The organism is Streptomyces sp. NRRL S-455 (assembly GCF_000717875.1).
Taxonomy (GTDB): Bacteria; Actinomycetota; Actinomycetes; order Streptomycetales; family Streptomycetaceae; genus Streptomyces.
Genome location: NZ_JOCT01000025.1, coordinates 71,651 through 87,382 on the forward strand (window position 1 = coordinate 71,651; position 15,732 = coordinate 87,382).

Sequence of the window (15,732 nt, forward strand, 5' to 3'; positions counted from 1 at the left end):
TGACGCGGCCACGTCCGGCACGGCGACAACACCGGTATGCGTGTCGTCATCGTGACCGAATCCTTTCCCCCCGACGTGAACGGCGTGGCCCACTGCGCGCTCCAGACCGCCCGGCACCTCGTCGATCGCGGTCACGCCCCCGTCGTCGTCGCCCCGGCCCCGGCTCCCGGGAACAAGCCCGCCGCCGACGTTCCGTGCCCCGTCATCCACGTCCCCTCCCTCCCGCTCCCCGGCTACCCGCAGGTTCGTGTGGCCCTCCCCAGCCGCCGCCTGGCCGCCGCCCTCGTCGAGCACCGTGCCGACGTCGTCCACCTCGCCAGTCCCTTCGTCCTCGGCGTGCGCGGCATGGCCGCCGCCGCTCGCCTCGGCGTTCCCGCCGTCGCGGTCTACCAGACCGACCTGGCCGGATACGCCCGCACGTACATGGGTGCCGGAGAGGCCGCCGCCTGGCGGCGCATCCGCTCCGTCCACGGCGCCGCCGACCTCACCCTCGCCCCGTCCACCGCGGCCCTGCGCGACCTGGAGACACACGGGGTCCCCCGGGTCGAGCTGTGGCCGCGCGGCGTGGACACCGAACGGTTCCGGCCAGACCGCCGCGACGAGGCCCTGCGGCGGGAACTCGCCCCGAACGGTGAGCTGATCGTCGGATACGTCGGCCGGCTCGCCCCCGAGAAGCAGGTCGAACTCCTCGCCGGTGCCTGCGGCCTGGAGGGCGTCCGGGTCGTGGTCGTCGGCGACGGTCCGAGCCGGCCCGGTCTGGAACAGGCGCTGCCCGGCGCCGTCTTCCTCGGCCGCCGCACCGGTGACGATCTGGCCCGGGTCTTCGCCTCGCTGGACGTCTTCGCGCACACGGGCCCCTTCGAGACCTTCTGCCAGACGGTGCAGGAGGCCATGGCCAGCGGCCTGCCCGTGGTGGCGCCGGCCGCGGGCGGGCCGCTGGACCTGGTCGCCCACGGGCACACCGGGTTCCTGGTGCCACCGCGCGACGCGACCGCCGTGCGGGACGCGGTGCGGGCCCTCGCCGTCGACCCCGCGCTGCGGGCCGCCTTCGGTGCCGCCGGGCGCGCCACGGTGGAGGGCCGCACCTGGGCGGCCGTCGGGGACCAGTTGATCGGGCACTACGCGAACGTGCTCGCCGGGCGCAGGACGGCGGTGGCGGCATGAACGAGGCACGCTCAGGCATCAGGGCCGGCCAGTCGCTGCGGATCGTCCGGCTCGCGAACTTCGTCGCGCCCGCGTCCGGCGGCCTGCGCACCGCCCTGCGCGAGCTCGGCAAGGGATTCAGAGAGGCGGGGCACGAACCCGTTCTCGTGGTCCCCGGCGAGCGGTTCAGCGACCGCGAGACCGAGCAGGGGCGGGTGGTCACCCTCCCCGGGCCGCTGCTGCCCGGCACCGGCGGGTACCGCGTGCTCGCCGACAGGCGGCGGGTCGCCCGGCTCCTGGAGGAGCTCGCCCCGGACCGGCTGGAGGTGTCCGACCGTACGACCCTGAGGTGGACCGGCAAGTGGGCGAGGCGGGCGCGCGTCCCGGCCGTGATGGTGTCCCATGAGACCGCCGACGGCGTGCTGCGCACCTGGGGCCTGCCCGAGGGGGCCGCCCGGCGTGCCGCCGACGCCCTCAACATCCGTACGGCCCACACGTACGCGCGCGTGGTGTGCACCACCGAGTTTGCCGAGCGGGAGTTCGTGCGGATCGGAGCCCGCAACGTCGTCCGGGCGCCGCTGGGCGTCGACCTGGTGCAGCGGCACCCCGCGCTGCGCGACCCGGAGGTGCGGGCGCGCCACGCGCGCGGGGACGAGACGCTGCTGGTGATGTGCTCGCGGCTGTCCGTGGAGAAGCGGCCCGGCACGGCGCTCGACGCACTGGAGGCGCTGCGGCGGCGCGGACGGCGGGCGGTGCTGGTGGTGGCCGGGGACGGCCCGCTGCGCGCCCGGCTCGAACAGCGGGCCCGCGAGAGCGCGCTCCCGGTCACCTTCCTCGGCCATGTCTCCGACCGCGGGCTGCTCGGCGCGCTCCAGGCGTCCGCCGACGTGGCTCTGGCTCCGGGGCCCGCCGAGACGTTCGGGCTCGCCGCGCTGGAGGCCATGGCGTGCGGCACGCCCGTCGTGGCGAGCGCGTCGTCCGCGCTGCCCGAGGTGATCGGCTCCGCCGGGGCCGTCGCGGCGGACCACGGGGAGTCCTTCGCGGATGCCGTGGACCTGCTGCTGGGACACCAGGAGCGGGACCGGCGCGAGGCAGCACGCGCGCGTGCGGAGTGCTTCGGGTGGGACGCGGCGGTCGACGCGTTTCTCGCCGCGCACGACGCGGCTGTACCTGTGCGTCCTGGGCGTCCGTTCATGCCCCGGGGCGTGGCATGAGACCCCAGGGTTTCGCCGGGTCCCCGCGGGGCCCCGGGGCCTCGGCGTCGCTCGGATCCCCGCGGGGGAACGGGGGCCGGGGAGCGGACGAGCCCTCGCGGTTCGTGGCCCTCGGTGACTCGCTGACCGAGGGCGTGGGGGACCCCGTCAGGGACGGGGCGTGGCGCGGCTGGGCCGCACTGCTGGCCGACGGACTCGTCGAGGAGCCATGCGGGGCCGACGAGGAGCCCGTCCGGCGCGTCGAGGAACCCGCCCGCTTCACCAACCTCGCGGTGAGCGGGGCGCAGACCCGGGACGTGCTGGAGCGGCAGCTTCCGGTCGCGCTGGAGCTGCGGCCCGGCCTCGCCTCGGTCGTGGTCGGCGTCAACGACACCCTGCGCTGCACCTTCGACATCCAGTCCGTCGCCGCCCGGCTCGACCAGGTGTACGCGGCCCTCACCGAGCAGGGCGCGGTCCTGCTCACCGCGTGCCTGCCGGACCCGGGCACGATGCTCGGACTGCCGGGGGCGCTGGCCCATCCGCTGGCGCGGCGGCAACGGGCCGTGAACACGGTGGTGCACGCCCTGTCCGACCGGTACGGAGCCCTGCACCTGCACGCGTGCGAGGGCGACTGGATCACGGACCGGGCCATGTGGAGCGCGGACCGGCTGCACCCCGGAGAGCGGGGGCACCGGCAACTGGCCCTGCGCTTCCACACGCTGCTCGCCGAGCACGGTCTCGCGACCGGGCCCGCGCCGTCGCCCGAGCCGGAGTTCCCCGCCCCCACCAGGTCGGCGAGCCTGTGGTGGCTGGCCACGGCCGGCACCGGCTGGGTGGCACGCCGGTGCACCGACCTGCTGCCGCAGCTGCTGACCCTCGCCGCCGACGAACTACGGCATCGCGCCCGCGGGACCAGTGCCCGGCTCGACCTACGGGCGTCCGCGGCGGTGTCGGCCGCCCTCGCGGCTCTGGCGGTGGCGGAACAGCCCGACGCGGCTTGACCGGCTCAGCGCCGGCTTACCGTCACGAAGCGGACCGGCGTGCCGGGAACCGCCTGAGCGGCGGCCGGGAGGTCGGCGGTGTGGACCACCGCGATCACCGGGTAACCCCCGGTGGTCGGGTGGTCGGCCAGGAACACCACCGGCCTGCCGTCGGGCGGGACCTGGACCGCGCCCAGCACCACGCCCTCGCTGGGCAGTTCGCCGGGCCGGGCCCGCTCCAGAGCGGGGCCGTCCGTGCGCAGGCCGATGCGGTTGCTCGCGGGGGACACGCGGTAGGGGCGTGACACGAAGGCCCGCACGGCCTCCGGCGTGAACCAGTCGTCGCGCGGGCCGAGCGTCACCCGCAGGACCAGCTCGTCCGGCGGCGCCGGCTGCGGGGCGACGTCCACGCGCGCGTGCGCGCCCGTCGGCCGGCCCAGGGGCAGCACGGTGCCGTCCGCGAGCGGCGCCGGACCGAGCCCCGACAGCAGGTCCGTCGAGCGGCTGCCGAGCACGGGCTCGACGGCGATGCCCCCGGAGATCCCGACGTAGGCGCGAACCCCCGACACCGCCGGACCGACGTCCAGCAGCGCGCCGGCGGGCACGCGCACCGGCGCCCCCCACGCGACGGGCCGGCCGTCCACCGTGACCCGGCAGGGAGCGCCCGTCACCGCCACGGTGACGGCCGAACGGGGGCGCAGGGCACAGCCGTTGAGGGTCGTCTCCAGCACGGCCGCCCCGGGCGGATTGCCGGTCAGCCGGTTGGCGAGGTCCGCGGCGGGCCGGTCCAGGGCGCCGGAGCGGGGCACGCCGAGATGGGCGTGCCCGGGGCGGCCGAGGTCCTGGACGGTGGTCAGGGCACCGGCCCGTACGACGGCGAGTGCGCGGTCCGTCATGGGCCCGCCTCGGGGACGAACCGCACCCGGGTGCCCGGTGACAGCAGCGCGGCCGGCACGCGCGCGTGGTCCCACAGCACGGCGTCCGTCGTGCCGATCAGCTGCCAGCCGCCCGGCGACGAGCGCGGGTACACGCCGGTGTACGGGCCGGCCAGCGCCACCGAGCCGGCCGGGACGGCCGTGCGCGGGGTGGCCCGGCGCGGCACGTCGTAGCGCGGCGGCAGACCGGTGAGATAACCGAAGCCGGGCGCGAAGCCGCAGAAGGCCACCCGGAACTCCGTCTCCGCGTGGATGCGGGCGACCTCCCCCTCCGGTACGCCCCAGTGCGCGGCGACGTCGGCCAGGTCCGGGCCGTCGTAACGCACCGGGATCTCGACCGCCTCACGCCCGCGTGGCGGAACGGGCGGCAGCTCGGCGGCGGTCAGTTCGGCGGCCAGCCGGGCGGGGGAGTCCAGGCCGTCGAGGAGGACCGTACGGGCCGCCGGGACGATCTCGCGGGCCGACAGCGAACCCTCCGAGCGACGCCGCAGCAGCTCCGCGTGCAGGGCTTGGGCCTCCTCGCCCGAGGCGACCTCGACGAGCAGGGCGTCCTCGCCGACGGGCAGGACCTTCATGCGAAGGCCTCCACCCGGACCCCCGACGCCTCCAGCCGCTCCCGCACCCGCCGCGCCAACTCCACCGCGCCGGGCGTGTCGCCGTGCAGACACAGGGAACGCGCGCGTACCTCGATCCGCGCGCCCGAGTGGGAGACGACCTCGCCGGCCCGGGCCAGGGCCAGGGACCGCTCCACGACGGCCTCCGGGTCGGTGACCACGGCACCCTCGTGGGCGCGCGGCACCAGGGTGCCCGCGTCGGTGTACGCCCGGTCCGCGAACGCCTCGGTGACGACCGGCAGTCCGGCCTTCCCGGCCAGCTCCAGCAGGCGCGAACCGGGCAGGCCGAGCACGGGCAGCGTGGCGTCCGCGAGGAGCACGCCGTCGACGACCGCGGCGGCCTGCTCCTCGTCGTGCACGACCCGGTTGTAGAGCGCGCCGTGCGGTTTGACGTACGCCACGCGGGCACCGGCCGCGCGGGCGAACACCTCCAGGGCGCCGATCTGGTAGGCGACCTCGGCCGCCAGCTCGGCGGGCGGCACGTCCATCGCGCGCCGCCCGAAACCGGCCAGGTCCCGGTAGGACACCTGGGCGCCGATCCGCACACCGCGCTCCGCCGCCAGCTCGCACACCCGGCGCATGGTGGCCGCGTCCCCGGCGTGGAAGCCGCACGCCACGTTGGCGCTGGTGACGACGGACAGCAGCCGTTCGTCGTCGGTGAGCCGCCAGCGGCCGAAGCCCTCACCGAGGTCGGCGTTCAGGTCGATCGAGGTCACTTGTGGTGTCTCCTGTCAGGCCACGCGGTACTGCTCGTCGCGGGCGTCGGTGAGGAACATCTGGCCGGGGGCGTGCGTGAGGGCGAACGGCGGGCGCGAGGCCATCACGGCCGCCTGCGGGGTCACTCCGCACGCCCAGAACACCGGGATGTCGTCCGGCGCGGCCTCCACCGGGTCGCCGAAGTCGGGGCTGCCGAGGTCGTCTATGCCGAGGCCGGAGGGATCGCCGCAGTGCACCGGGCTGCCGTGCACCGCCGGCAGCAGAGCGCTCTCGCGGATGGCCGCCGACAGGTGCCGGGGCGGCACCGGCCGCATCGACACCACCAGCGGTCCGTGCAGCCGCCCTGCCGGACGGCACTGCCGGCTCGTCACGTACATCGGGACGTTGCGGCCCTGCTCGACATGGCGGATCGGCACCCCCGCCTCGCTCAGCGCCCACTCGAAGGTGAAGCTGCAGCCGATGAGGAACGACACCAGGTCGTCCCGCCAGTGGGCGCGCACGTCCGTCGGCTCGTCGACCAGTTCGCCGTCCCGCCACACCCGGTAACGCGGCAGGTCGGTGCGCAGGTCCGCGCCCTCCGCGAGGACGGTCGTCCAGGAACCGGCGTCCGTGACGTCGAGGACCGGGCAGGGCTTGGGGTTGCGCTGGCAGAACAGCAGCATGTCGTAGGCCCAGTCGGCGGGCACCGAGATCAGGTTGACCTGCGTGTGGCCCGCCGCGACCCCGGCCGTGGGGCCGGTCAGGCCTGCGCGGAAGCGGGCCCGGGCCGTTTCGGGACTCCACCCTTGCGCGTGCTCGTCGACGAGAACCACAGGACGGTCCTCGGTCCCCGTCGTCGTGCGGTTCACGTGAGCTCCTTGCCGCGCGTCTCCGGGAGCCCGAGCAGCGCCAGCGCCGCCAGGCCGTAGCCGATCGCGCCGAAGACCAGCGCGCCGCCCACGCCCCAGCTGTCGGCCAGGAACCCGACCGTGGTCGGGAACACGGCGCCCACCGCGCGTCCGGTGTTGTACGTGAAGCCCTGTCCCGTGCCGCGCACCGCGGTCGGGTAGAGCTCGCTCAGGTAGGAGCCGAAGCCGCTGAAGATCGCAGACATGCAGAAGCCGAGCGGGAAACCGAGCACCAGGAGCAGGGTGTTGGCACCGCTCGGGATGTTCGCGTACGCCAGGATGCAGATCGCCGAGAGCAGGGCGAAGAGCCAGATGTTGCGCCGCCGGCCCAGCTTGTCGGTGAGGTAGCCGCCGGTCAGATAGCCGATGAAGGCGCCCGATATCAGGAAGGTCAGGTAGCCGCCGGTGCCCACGACCGACAGCTCGCGCTCGGACTTCAGGTACGTCGGCACCCAGGTGGCCAGCGTGTAGTAACCGCCCTGGACACCGGTCGAGAGCAGTACCGCGAACACGGTCGTCCGCAGCAGGCCGGGCTTGAAGATCGCCGTGAAGGAGCCCTTGTCCGCGCTTCGTTCACGGGCGGCGGCGGCCTCGGGCGCGTCGTGCACACTGCGCCGCAGCCAGACCACCAGCAGCGCGGGCAGCGCCCCGGTCCAGAACATGATGCGCCAGGCCAGGTCGTCGCCGGCCACCGAGAAGACCAGCGTGTAGACGATCACGGCGAGGCCCCAGCCCACGGCCCAGGAGCTCTGGATCGCGCCGAGCGTGCGGCCCCGGTGCCTGGCGCTCGCGTACTCGGCCACCAGGATGGCGCCGACCGCCCACTCGCCGCCGAAACCGAGGCCCTGCAGGGCGCGGAAGACCAGCAGCGTCTCGTAGTTGGGCGCGAAACCGCAGGCCACGGTGAAGACGGCGTATGTGATCACCGTGATCATCAGTGCCTTGACCCGGCCGATGCGGTCCGCGAGGACACCCGCGAGGGCGCCGCCGATCGCGGAGACCACCAGGGTGACCGTCGTGAAGAGGCCGGTCTGGCCGCTGTTCAGGCCGAAGTAGGCGGACAGCGCGACCATGCTCAGCGGCAGCGTGAAGTAGTCGTACGAGTCCAGGGCATAGCCGCCGAAGGCGCCGGCGAACGCGCGGCGGCCACGCGGCCCCAGGGCGCGCAGCCAGCCGAACGCCCCGTCGTCGGAGCTGGGTTCGGCCGCCGCGGGGCGTGTGTCGTCGGTCAGGGACCGCGGTGGAGGGGTCGTGCTCATGGGCACCTCGCAGAGGGAGGACGGAGGGTGCTTCGGGGTGAGCCGTGCGAGCACCGTAGAGGATTGTTCAACGATTCCTCAATACCCGTGTTGGTTCGTTCTTGTGGTCTGCGGTTGAATTCCGGCATGGCAGAGCAGCTGAAGGACCTCGCCGACGACCGGGCTCTTCTGGGGCGTACGAGCACCGCCGAGCGGGTCTCCGACATCCTCAGAAGCCGGATCGCCGAGGGCTACTTCCCTCCGGGGACCCGGCTGTCGGAGGACAGCATCGGCGGTGCGCTCGGCGTCTCCCGCAACACGTTGCGCGAGGCGTTCCGGCTGCTCACGCACGAACGCCTGCTCGTCCATGAGCTGAACCGGGGCGTCTTCGTCCGGGTCCTGACCGTGGAGGACGTCGAGGACATCTACCGCACCCGGCAACTGGTCGAGTGCGCCGTGGTCCGGAGCCTGGGGCAGCCGCCGTACGCTCTCGAGGGGCTGGCCGCCGCCGTGGAGGAGGGAAGGCGGGCGGCTCGTGAAGGCGACTGGAAGGGAGTGGGCACGGCGAACATCCACTTCCACCGGGAACTGGTCGCGCTGGCCGCGAGCGAGCGCACCGACGAGCTGATGCGCAGCGTCTTCGCCGAACTGCGCCTCGCTTTCCACGTGGTGGACGACCCGCAGCGGCTGCACGAGCCCTATATCGCCAGAAACGCCGCGATTCTTCAGGCCCTTCAGGAGGGGGACCGTGAGCAGGCCGCGAGCCTGCTCGCCGGTTACCTCCACGACTCGCTGGAGCGGCTCGTCGGGGTGTACCGCCGTCGCGTCGGTGAGGACGGCTGAGGAGCCGCACCGCGCCGTTTGGGTCGATGTCAGACCCAGGACCTAGTCTGTGCACCGTGACTTCGCCTGCATCGACGGACAGCGTTCCGCCCCAGCTCAGCGCGGGGCCGCGCCCCGCGCCGGGGCCGGCCGCCGACGAGGGCCTGGCGCGGCGCCTGCGTGCGCTCGCCTGCACCGCGCCGCTGCACGACCTCGACGCGCGCAAGGCCAACCTCGCCGGCGAGTACTCGGTGTACGGCATGGCGGAGGTCGCCCTCGCGGCCATCGACCTCGTCACCCTGAACATGGACTTCGACACGGGCGCGGACCACGACCAGATCGTCGCCCGCCTCGTCCCGCGCATCGCCGCCCAGGCACCGAGGCGCCCCGCCGCCGAGCACGAGCGGGTGGCCCGCTGGGTCCTGGAGAACCTGATCAACGTCGGCAGCGTCGACCGCGGCTTCCGCGCGGTGTACGGCACATTCGGAGCGGACGGCACCTATGTGCGCCGCGACTACGACTTCAAGCTGATCGAGGAGGTCCCCGGCCCTGGTGGCACGGTGTACCTCCGCACGACGGACGAGGCGGTCAACGTCCTCGTCGGCGCCCTCGACACGGACGTCACCAGCGCGCAGATCGCCGCCGAGGTCAAGCTGGAGGTGCTGATCAGCCGCGGCCGGCTCGCCGACGCCCAGCTCGCGGCCGAACAGGCCCGCTACCGCACCGTGCAGTACTCGGAGACCCTGCGCAGAGCCCTGGAGGCGACCCGGCGCAACGTGCGCGCGGTGGACTGGCTCAGCACCGTGCCCGACATGATCGCCGAGGCGCTGGAGCACGTCGCCGACCGCTACCGCCACGAGAACGCGATCCTCACCAACATCCGCAAGGCCCGCGACGAGACCGAGGAGCCGGAGCACAAGCGCCGCGCGGCCGAGCTCGTCGACATCGTCAAGGACTGCATCCGCCGGCACACGCAGTTGCAGTCCCGGCTGCTCGAGGCCGGGCCGCTGTTCCGCGCCGAGCAGGACCGGCAGGCCTTCGCCGCTCCGACGGCCACCTCGGGAATCGACCTGTACGGCCATCTCGTCGCCCCGGTCCTGCCGCTGCCGCTGGAGCAGGCCGTCCGGGTCACGGACGCCTTCTTCGGGCGCGGCACGGGCCTGCGCACGCCCGTGTCCGTCCGGGTCGGCGACCTCGTCGACCTACTGCTCACGCCGCCGGTGGAGCGGGAGCACCTGGGCGTGGAGATGCCCGAGCCGGACCTCATCGCCACGCCCGACGACAGCCGGTTCAGCGAGGAGCAGATGGCCGTGGCGCAGGAGCTGCTCGATCTGCCCGCGGACGCGCCGAGGCGACTGTCCGGGCTGCTGGCCGAGGCCCGCCGGCTGGATCCCGAACTGCCGTACCTGGTGGCACTGCTGGCGGTGCACGCGGCCAGTCCGCCGGTCGGTACGGCTTATCGCCAGGGCGAGCAGAAGCTGCTGTTCGCCGTGGACGACGGGACCGAGCTCGACGATCCGGAGTTCGGCGGGGCCGACCTCATCGTCGGCACGGCACTGCTGGACGCGGCGGGGATGGCGGCGGACCGGACGGAAGCAGCATGACCGAGCACCAGTGGAACAAGGAGCCCCGACCGTGACCGAGCACGTCGAGTGGAGTGAGCCGGAGGGCCCGGCACCGACGGCCACCGCCGCCGTCACTCCCGCCGACGCCGCCGACGCGGCGCGGCTCGTGTCCTTCGGGTTGCAGCCCAAGCTGCAGCCCGCCCGCGACCAGGAGTACGCGGACCTGCTGCGGCGCTACCGGGAGGACCCGCCGTTCGCGCGGCTCGCCGACGCCGTGGCCACCGGTCTCGGGCTGATCGTGCTGGAGGTGTCCCCCCGCGCGGGCATGGCCGTGACCGCCGCCGAGGACTCGGTGTTCGCCGTCCGCATGGGCGACTACGCGCGTCGTACGTCCGCCGACGGCGGCGACCGGTTCCTGCACGGCCTCGCCCATCTCGCCGTCGCCGCCATGGCGTTCCCGCGCCCCGAGGACCTCGCCGACGACGGCTACATCGGCCGCGTCACGGTCAACGGCGTCGACGCCTTCGTACGCCAGGCCTGCCGCCGCCTGGAGGAGCGGGCCGCCGAACAGGGCGAGATCACCGACCCGGCGACCGACGCGCCCGGCCTGGAGGCCGCCTGGCGGATCTGGGTGCGGCGCAGCTCGACCGGCGCCACCAAGGACGCCCGCCGGCTCGCCGGCTCGACCACCGGCATCGTCGCCAAGGCCCTCGCCTTCCTCACCGACTCCGGTTTCCTCCAGCGCACCGGCGACGACAGCGGCGGCACGTACCGCACCACCGCCCGCTACCAGCTCCAGGTACGCGACATGGCCGGCAGCGCCGCCATGGCCGAGTTGCTGGAGCTCGGCGTCGTCCCGGTCACCGACGGCACGCCGACGCTGCTGCCCGCCGAGGAGAGCGACGACCTGGACCTGGTCGCCGACGCCGGGCTGCCCTTCCACTCCTCCTGAACATCCCTTTTTCTGAGAAGGCTTACGAGAGTCCGCCATGTACGAGCTGTCCCGGGTCCGCCTCTACTCCATCGGACCCGCCGGTGCGCGCTACGCCGACACCGTGCTTGACCTGCGCGGGGTGGGCGAGCCCGTCCCCGAGCCCGCCCCTGCGCAGGCGGAGTTCTTCGAGGAGGAGCCCGTCGGGCCGCCACGCCGGCCCGCGCCCGCGGGCGTGCTCTTCCTCGAGAACGGCGGCGGCAAGTCGGTCCTGCTCAAGCTGATCTTCTCGGTGATGCTGCCGGGACACCGGAACACGCTCGGCGGCGCCAGCTCCGGCGTGCTGCGCAAGTTCCTGCTCGCCGACGACTGCGGCCATGTCGCGCTGGAGTGGCAGCACGTACAGACCGGCGAGTGCGTCGTCGTCGGCAAGGTCAGCGAATGGCGCGGACGGCAGGTCTCAAACGACCCGCGGAAGTTCGCCGAGGCCTGGTACTCCTTCCGGCCCGGTCCCGGGCTGAGCCTCGACAACCTCCCCGTGGCCGAGGCCACCACCGTCCGGCCCCCGGCCGAGGGCCAGTCGGGCGCGCGCGGGCGGCGGCGCACCATGAAGGGCTTCCGCGACGCCCTGACGGAGGCGGGCAAGACGTACCCCCACCTGGAGGTCCACTGGGAGGAGATCCACGACCGCTGGATCGAACACCTCGGCGACCTCGGCCTCGACCCGGAACTCTTCCGCTACCAGCGGGAGATGAACGCCGACGAAGGTGAGGCCGCCGGCCTCTTCGCGGTCAAGAAGGACGCCGACTTCACCGACCTGCTGCTGCGCGCCGTCACCGACACACGCGACACCGACGGGCTCGCCGACCTGGTCAGCGGCTTCGGCAACAAGCTGGGCCGACGCGCCGAGCTGATCGCCGAACGGGACTTCACCGCCGGGTCCGTGGACCTGCTCGGTCGGATCGTCGAGGCCGCCGAGGCCCGCACCCGCGCGCGTGACATCCACGCCGGAGCCGAGCGCCGGACCCGCACCCTGGCGCGCCGGCTGTCCGCGCGCGGTGTGCGGGAGCGGGTCCGGGCCGCCGACCTGGCCCAGCGGGTGACCGCCGCCGCGTACGCCGTCACCCACGCCGAGGCGGCCCGCGAGCGCAGCGCGCTGATCTCCGCCGAACTCGCCTACCGGCACGCCTCACTGGCCCTGGCCGCGGCCGAGAAGTCAGCCGCCGCCCAGAAACGCGAGCTCGCCGACGCCCGCACCCTGTACGCGGCCTGGCAGGCCGCCGAGGCCGTCCTGCGGCACCGCGCGGCCGCCGACCGCGTCGCCCGCGTGTCCGCCGCGATCCAGGAGGCGGAGCGGGACGCCGCCCCCGCCCTGGCCGCCCGCTCCAAGGCCGCCGTCGACCTGGTACGGGCCCTGCACGCCGCCGCGGAGAAGGCCGAGAGCCACGCCAACGAGGAGGAGGAGCGCTCCGCCGCCCTCCAGGAGGTCAGCGACAGCGCCTACCGCGACTCCACGGCCGCCGCCACCCAGGCGCAGCGGGCCCGCAGCGAGGTCGGCCACCTGAAGCAGCGTCTCGCCGAGGTCGAGCAGGAGACCGCCGAGGCGGTCCGGGCCGGCTGGCTCGACGACAGCGCACCCGACGCCGACCCGGCCCGCGCGGCCCTCGCCGCCAGCGACGCCGAGAAGAGCGCCGTCGAGGCCTGGGACACCGCCCGCGAGGCGTCCCGCCGGGCGACCGAGCACGCACGCGAGGCCGCCGCCACCGAGACCCGCGCGGAACTGACCGCGGCCCGCGCGGCGGACGCGGCGACAGCCGCTGAGCGGTCCTACCAGGCCGAGCGCCGTACAGCCGAGGCGCTGGCGGGGGAGGAGCGGCTGGCAGAACTTCTCAGCCTGACACCGCGGACCCGCCCGGGCATCCCGCAGCCCCGCCACGGCACGGACGGCGAGCAGCCCGCCCCGGCCGTCCCCGGCGAGCACGCACTCAGTCCCGAGGAACTCGACCGCTTCGCCGACGACCTGCGCGAACTGCTCGACGACGCCGTCTCCTCCGCCGAACGCCAGCTGTTCGACCTGCGTACGGCAGCCGCCGACGACTCCCGGATCCTCGGTGCGCTCGGCGACGGCGGCCTGCTGCCGCCTGGCCCGGACGTCCTGGCCACGGTCGAGTTCCTGGGCGAGCACGGCATCCCCGCGCTGCCCGGCTGGCGTTACCTCGCACAAGCCGTCGACCCGGCCGACCACGCACGCGTGCTGGCCGCCCGGCCCGAACTCGTCGACGGCGTGATCATCACCGACCCGGACTCCCACGCCCGCGCCCGGGAGGCGCTGGGCGACGCCGCCCTGCTGCCGAGGTCCGCCGTGGCGGTCGGCACGGCCGCCGCCCTGCTCGCCCCGACCCCCGCCCCGGACACCGACAGCGGCGACGTGTTCCTCGTGCCGCCGAACCCGGCCATGCACGACGAGCACGCCGCCGACGAGGAGCGGCAGGCACTGCGGGCCCGGGCGGCCGAGCGCGACGAGGAGATCCGTACGCTCGCCGCACGGCTCGGCAAGGACCGGGAACTGGCCGCCCGGCTCGCCTCCTGGCGCTCCGGCTGCCCGGCCGGCCGACTGGCCGAGCTGGCCCAAGCGGCCCATGACAGCCGCGAGTTCGCCGAGGAGTCTGAGGCCGAGCTGGCCGAGGCCCGCACCGCGCGGGCCGAAGCCGACGAGGCCGCCGCCGAGGCCGCGCACATCCGGGACGAGCGGCAGGAGGCCGCCCAGAAGGCCCGCCGCTCCGCCGACGCCCTCGCCGGGCTCGCCTTCCGCCTGCGCGAGCGGGCCGGCTGGCAGGTGAAGCTGCGCGAACTGGCCGACGAGGCGGCCGAGTCCGAGGCGGCCGCCCAGGCGTGCCTGGAGCGGGCCCGGGCCGCAGACGAGGACCGGCGCGCCGCCCAGCGCGCCGCCGACGACGCCCGCCGCACCGCCCGCGCGCTGCGCGCCGAACGCTCCGAGATCGCGGGCGCCCCCGACGACGTACCCGAGGACGACGCCCAGACACCGAAGGCCTCCCTGCCCGCCCTGCGCGAGGCCTACCGGGCCGCCTCCCAGGTCTACGAGAAGGTCGGTGTGGGCGCTGACCTGCGGGCCGAACAGGCCCGCGCGGAGAGCGACGAGAGCGCGGCCCGCGCGGAGCTGGACCGGCTGAGCAACAAGGTCCGCACGCGCGCGGAGCAGCTCCTCGAATCCCCCGACGGCTCCGACGGTCCCAGCCGCCAGGCCGCCGCCGCCCGCGCCGAGGAGCTGGTGCAGCTCCTGGAAACCCGTATGTCGAGCGCGAGTGAACAGCTCGGGCGGCTGCGCGGCGAGGCCGAGCGGCACGCGCCCGAGGACGGTGACGCCCACACCGAACTCCCCGAGGACCTCCAGCCGCGTGACGCCGAGCACGCGCAGGCCCTGCTGCGCACCGCCACGGCCGAACTCGCATCCCACACCGAGGCCTTGACCCAGGCCCGCGAGGCGCACGCCGAACTCCTCGACGCCCACCGGGCCGCCGAGGACGCGGCGAGCGGTTTCGACGAGATCGCCGCGATGCTCCGCGACCTGCTGCGCGAGCACACCCCGGAGGAGGAGCAGGAGGAGCCCGAGCCGTACCCCGGCAGCCCGGAGGAGGCCCGGCAGTCGGCCGCCGAGGCCCGCCGCTCCCTGCGCGGCTGCGCCGCCGACCTGTCCGCCGCCGAGACCGCCGTCCGCGAGGCCAGCGACATCCTCGTCCGGCACGCCAACTCCACGCGCTACGAGCAGGTCCGCACCCCGGCACGCCAGCAGATCCGCGAACTGCCCGCCTCGGCGCTGCCCGAGCACGCCCAGAAGTGGGCGGACGCCTTCGCGCCCCGGCTCCGGGTGCTGACCGACGAGCTGGAGCAGCTGGAACGCAACCGCGACTCGATCGTGGACCGGCTGCGCGGCCTGGTCGAGTCGGCCCTGGCCACCCTGCGCTCCGCCCAGCGGCTCTCCCGGCTGCCGGAGGGCCTCGGCGAGTGGTCCGGGCAGGAGTTCCTCCGCATCCGCTTCGAGGAGCCCGACCAGGCCACGCTCACCGAACGGCTCGGCGAGGTCATCGACGAGGCGACCCGCGCCGCCGTCAAGAAGAACTCCGACCTGCGCCGCGACGGCATGTCCCTGCTGCTGCGGGGTGTCGCCGCCGCGTTGCAGCCCAAGGGCGTCGCCGTGGAGATCCTCAAGCCCGACGCGGTGCTGCGCGCCGAGCGCGTCCCCGTCGGGCAGATGGGCGACGTGTTCTCCGGCGGCCAGCTCCTCACCGCGGCCATCGCGCTGTACTGCACCATGGCCGCGCTGCGGAGCAACGACCGGGGCCGCGACAAGCACCGGCATGCCGGGACGCTGTTCCTCGACAATCCGATCGGCCGCGCCAACGCCACCTACTTGCTGGAACTCCAGCGGGCGGTGTCCGACGCCCTGGGCGTCCAGCTCCTCTACACCACCGGCTTGTTCGACACCACCGCGCTGGCCGAGTTCCCCCTCGTCATCCGCATGCGCAACGACGCCGACCTGCGGGCCGGCCTCAAGTACATCAGCGTCGAGGAACATCTGCGGCCGGGCCTGCCCCAGCAGCCCCAAGCGGGAGAGGCGGTGCACAGCGAGATCACGGCGACCAGGATGTTCAAACGCCCCTCGCCGTCGGCGTCCTGACGGGCGCCCAC

General features: G+C 74.6%; 12 protein-coding genes. 7 read left to right on the top strand and 5 right to left on the bottom strand.

Translation table 11 applies throughout. The annotated features are described in order from the left end of the window. The first annotated feature begins 36 nt into the window (after nt 1-36). The 3 genes from IE97_RS0129580 (at nt 37) to IE97_RS0129590 (ending at nt 3,337) form a co-directional block, all read left to right on the top strand. The gene (locus tag IE97_RS0129580; protein WP_030247114.1) at nt 37-1,164 is read left to right on the top strand and encodes a glycosyltransferase family 4 protein; all 1,128 of its coding nucleotides are present in this window, start codon (nt 37-39) and stop codon (nt 1,162-1,164) included. After that, entirely contained in the window at nt 1,161-2,357 is a 1,197-nt protein-coding gene (locus tag IE97_RS0129585; protein ID WP_030247117.1) for a glycosyltransferase, read from the top strand. The genes IE97_RS0129580 and IE97_RS0129585 overlap by 4 nt, the downstream gene beginning before the upstream one ends. Before the next feature lie 104 nt (nt 2,358-2,461). Further along, nucleotides 2,462-3,337, top strand: coding sequence for an SGNH/GDSL hydrolase family protein (locus tag IE97_RS0129590; protein WP_030247120.1), 876 nt, complete (start codon nt 2,462-2,464; stop codon nt 3,335-3,337). A 5-nt stretch (nt 3,338-3,342) separates the two neighbouring features. Here the strand turns inward: IE97_RS0129590 and IE97_RS0129595 are convergent, their stop codons facing one another. The 5 genes from IE97_RS0129595 to IE97_RS0129615 are packed head-to-tail and all read right to left on the bottom strand — an operon-like array spanning nt 3,343 to nt 7,728. Beyond that, complete coding sequence (locus IE97_RS0129595) at nt 3,343-4,212, bottom strand: biotin-dependent carboxyltransferase family protein (RefSeq protein ID WP_030247123.1); 870 nt, start codon at nt 4,210-4,212, stop codon at nt 3,343-3,345. Next, nucleotides 4,209-4,826, bottom strand: a complete 618-nt coding sequence (locus tag IE97_RS0129600) for a 5-oxoprolinase subunit B family protein (RefSeq protein ID WP_030247125.1) — start codon at nt 4,824-4,826, stop codon at nt 4,209-4,211. The genes IE97_RS0129595 and IE97_RS0129600 overlap by 4 nt, the downstream gene beginning before the upstream one ends. Next, the gene (locus IE97_RS0129605; protein ID WP_030247129.1) at nt 4,823-5,581 is read right to left on the bottom strand and encodes a LamB/YcsF family protein; all 759 of its coding nucleotides are present in this window, start codon (nt 5,579-5,581) and stop codon (nt 4,823-4,825) included. Before IE97_RS0129605 ends, IE97_RS0129600 begins: the two co-directional genes overlap by 4 nt. 15 nt (nt 5,582-5,596) lie before the next feature. Beyond that, nucleotides 5,597-6,430, bottom strand: coding sequence for a putative hydro-lyase (locus IE97_RS0129610; protein WP_030247130.1), 834 nt, complete (start codon nt 6,428-6,430; stop codon nt 5,597-5,599). Further along, nucleotides 6,427-7,728 (bottom strand): MFS transporter, encoded by a 1,302-nt coding sequence (locus tag IE97_RS0129615; RefSeq protein WP_030247131.1) that lies wholly within the window; start codon nt 7,726-7,728, stop codon nt 6,427-6,429. Before IE97_RS0129615 ends, IE97_RS0129610 begins: the two co-directional genes overlap by 4 nt. A 126-nt stretch (nt 7,729-7,854) precedes the next feature. On the opposite strand from IE97_RS0129615, the gene IE97_RS0129620 reads away from it, so the two are divergent. From IE97_RS0129620 to IE97_RS0129635, 4 genes are read left to right on the top strand one after another with little or no spacing between them, the layout of a single operon-like run. Then, nucleotides 7,855-8,550: a GntR family transcriptional regulator gene (locus IE97_RS0129620; RefSeq protein WP_030247133.1), complete on the top strand. Its 696-nt coding sequence runs from the start codon at nt 7,855-7,857 to the stop codon at nt 8,548-8,550. A gap of 56 nt (nt 8,551-8,606) precedes the next feature. After that, complete coding sequence (locus IE97_RS0129625; protein WP_030247136.1) at nt 8,607-10,133, top strand: hypothetical protein; 1,527 nt, start codon at nt 8,607-8,609, stop codon at nt 10,131-10,133. 31 nt (nt 10,134-10,164) lie between these two features. Beyond that, nucleotides 10,165-11,046: a hypothetical protein gene (locus tag IE97_RS0129630; RefSeq protein ID WP_030247139.1), complete on the top strand. Its 882-nt coding sequence runs from the start codon at nt 10,165-10,167 to the stop codon at nt 11,044-11,046. A gap of 37 nt (nt 11,047-11,083) precedes the next feature. After that, the gene (locus IE97_RS0129635) at nt 11,084-15,721 is read left to right on the top strand and encodes a hypothetical protein (RefSeq protein ID WP_030247142.1); all 4,638 of its coding nucleotides are present in this window, start codon (nt 11,084-11,086) and stop codon (nt 15,719-15,721) included. The last annotated feature ends 11 nt before the right edge of the window (nt 15,722-15,732 follow it).